This window comes from Thalassotalea sp. G20_0 (assembly GCF_017744175.1).
GTDB lineage: Bacteria > Pseudomonadota > Gammaproteobacteria > Pseudomonadales > Endozoicomonadaceae > Endozoicomonas.
The window spans coordinates 1-2,899 of record NZ_JAGHQV010000135.1 but is presented as its reverse complement, the minus strand read 5'-3'; the positions used below and the strand labels follow the sequence as shown (position 1 = coordinate 2,899).

Annotated in this window: 4 protein-coding genes; 3 read left to right on the top strand and 1 reads right to left on the bottom strand. The window is 49.4% G+C overall.

What is annotated here, in order from left to right; all coding sequences use genetic code 11:
- Together J7438_RS24955 and J7438_RS24950 are read left to right on the top strand one after the other, a co-directional pair.
- On the top strand, positions 1–476 hold a 476-nt coding region (locus J7438_RS24955; protein WP_209278756.1), incomplete at its 5' end, for a hypothetical protein.
- Positions 476–859: a hypothetical protein gene (locus tag J7438_RS24950; RefSeq protein ID WP_209278755.1), complete on the top strand. Its 384-nt coding sequence runs from the start codon at positions 476–478 to the stop codon at positions 857–859. The genes J7438_RS24955 and J7438_RS24950, both read left to right, overlap by 1 nt.
- Here J7438_RS24950 and J7438_RS24945 read toward each other — a convergent pair.
- Complete coding sequence (locus J7438_RS24945; protein WP_209278754.1) at positions 856–1,776, bottom strand: hypothetical protein; 921 nt, start codon at positions 1,774–1,776, stop codon at positions 856–858. The two genes, J7438_RS24950 and J7438_RS24945, sit on opposite strands and share 4 nt — an antisense overlap.
- 630 nt (positions 1,777–2,406) lie before the next feature.
- Between J7438_RS24945 and J7438_RS24940 the strand changes: the two genes are divergently transcribed.
- A partial coding sequence (locus tag J7438_RS24940) for a hypothetical protein (protein ID WP_209278753.1) occupies positions 2,407–2,899 on the top strand: 493 nt, incomplete at its 3' end.

Genomic DNA, 2,899 nt, shown 5'->3' with positions numbered 1-2,899 from the left:
CGGATTTAGACCGGCTCAATAACGCCATTGTTTCAGCCAAACAAAACATGGCCCGCTTAGGCGACAGTTCCCGCAATACCCTGAACAGCCTGCAAGATGAACTGGATGAATTGCAGGGCAGACAATCCGATATTGAGCAGCGCCGTTATCAAAATCAGCGTAATGATTTGCGGGCGCAACAGGCCGAGGCCATCGCAAATGGGGATCAGGAGGCGATCAGGAATATTACCTCAGCCCTGCGGATCAGCGAGCAGATTTACAATGAGCGGAGGCGGCAAGCTAATAATGAGAGAACGCAAGCCCTCAGAGAGAGTCAAGGGAGTACAAACCTTCCTGCTCAAAGCACCGCTTCACAAACCCCGCAGCGTATTATCCGGCTGGAATATCCGGGAGGTGATGTAAATGTCGTCGTTGCACCGGGGGATGAAACCAAACTGCTGGATGCTCTGAAAAATGCTGGTATGAGGACGGTCTGATGCAACTGGATACCATAACACTTCCCGACGATCTGCTCTGGATCAATGAATTTGAATGGAACCTGGTGGAGCAAACCACCGAGCGGAGCCTGACCGGGGCTTTGTTGGTGCAGGAGGGACAATTGACCCATGGAAGACCAATCGTTCTCTCAGGCAATGGTCAGGCCGGTTGGGTTTCTCGGCTGACAGTAAAAAACCTGTTCGCTCTTTCCAAGGCGGTCAGTAAAACAATGACATTAAAGCTCCCGGATAACCGGCAGTTCTCCGTTATTTTTGACCGCTCTAACGGGGCTCCCATTGAGGCACAACAGCTTATGCCGTTTGCCTACCCGGACGATAGCAACCAATACCTTCTTACCCTTCGATTGCTGACCGTTCACTAAGGCTGAGAGGGATCGTTCGGGACTGTAAATATTCCTTCAGGTTGACGACTGAAAAGCGGGGGGACAGTACCTTCTAAATTTTTACTGGAACCCTGGGGCGTTTCAGTTAAATTAGAAGTCAGTGGTAAATCACCTGAGTTTTTAGTTGAATTGACTGACTGACGATACTGCTTTTTTTTGCACTCCCTTTCGCGCTCGGCGAAAGCGGGATCTTTGCGAAGCTCCCTTTGGCGCTCCCTTTGGCGCTCCCTTTCGCGTTCGGCGTAAGTGGAATCTGTCTGGTAGCGCTTCCTTTTGCGCTCCCTTTGGCGCTCCCTTTTGCGCTCAGCGTAAGCGGGATCTGTCTGGTAGCGCTCTCTTTGGCGCTCCCTTTGGCGCTCGGCGTAAGCGGGATCTTTGCGAAGCTCCCTTTGGCGCTCCCTTTGGCGCTCCCTTTCGCGTTCGGCGTAAGTGGGATCTGTCTGGTAGCGCTTCCTTTTGCGCTCCCTTTGGCGCTCCCTTTCGCGCTCGGCGTAAGCGGGATCTTTGCGAAGCTCCCTTTGGCGCTCCCTTTGGCGCTCCCTTCCGCGTTCGGCGTAAGTGGGATCTGCCTGGCAGAGCTTCCTTTTGCGCTCCCTTTGGCGCTCGGCGTAAGCGGGATCTTTGCGAAGCTCCCTTTTGCGCTCCCTTTGGCGCTTGGCGTAAGCGGGATCTTGGCGAAGCTCCCTTTGGCGCTCCCTTTTGCGCTCAGCGTAAGCGGGATCTGTCTGGTAGCGCTCCCTTTGGCGCTCCCTTTCGCGCTCGGCGTAAGCGGGATCTTTGCGAAGCTCCCTTTGGCGCACCCTTTCGCGCACCCTTTTGCGTTCGGCAAGTGAAGAACTGCCATCAACATTAACTTTTGCCCGGGTTGTTTGATTATCACTTGTAGCTTGGTGCATGCATAACGGATTAACGACAGCAACTGGCCGTAAATCTTGTGAACTATGAATTCCGGCAGGAATATTAGTTAACTGTAAACCTGAGCTTGTATGATTCGCTGTTGTTTGCTCTCTAATTTCAAGCTCGTCCCACGATATTTGCTCCTGAAAGGGAGTACTTGGTGTTAGTAATAATGCATTCTTGACTGATTCATAATCAGGCTGGTAAGGAACATATTCATCAAGAATGGATTGTGGTATCTCTGGAATACCTGTTCCAGAAGCGTTTTCTGAATCGAAGTTTGTTAGGGATGTAATATTATATTCATTCAATGAAATAGAATGATTAGCTTCATTTTGATATGTATCTGGTTCGCTATTGTAAATAAAAATAGGGTTCAGCACCTGAACTGGTATGCCTTGATAAATAGGCTGCTGTTCGGTGGTACCAAATTGCTGTTCTTGATCTACTAAACCTGATGCGCTGCAACAAAGATAAGAAAAAGAAGCATCGAATGAAAGAAGTTGATCGATTTGATCCATTGAATTATTGAACTGTCGAATTACAGCTTAAGACCACACCTTCTTATAAAAGTTCCTCTCTTTCACAACTCATTCTTTATTTATGTCAACCAAGCATAAGGAATTGTTATGGCTATTACTAATAGCGACGTAAAACTCTTCGAAAGTCAGCGCCTCACGGATGAGGAAGCTGGTGGCGGTCGGGTGACCGGAAACGAGGTCATTGATGGCAACGTTAATAATCTCTTTCAGGACATTTCCCGGATTGACCGGACCATTGGTGATGTGGCTTTGCGGAAGGCGTTTATCGGGATCAGCACCGATAACAATGACATCTATCTCGGCAGTCATTTGATCCTGACCGAGCCTCCCAAGGATAAGAATGTCTCGGTATTGCTGTTCAATACCGACAGTCAGACTGATGAGCGCCTCGATGCCAGAGACAGAATAGAAAGTTATGTGGTTCCTGGTATCAAGGCATCGTGGGAACTGGTGGGCGATCAGCTGGAAGGTCAGCGTTCCATTGTGGGCTATCAGCGGGAGGAATGGGCGGTTCCTGAAATTGGCGAGGTCTATAAGCTGATTACACCGGATGAAAAAATCAGCCAGTTTATCCGTATTA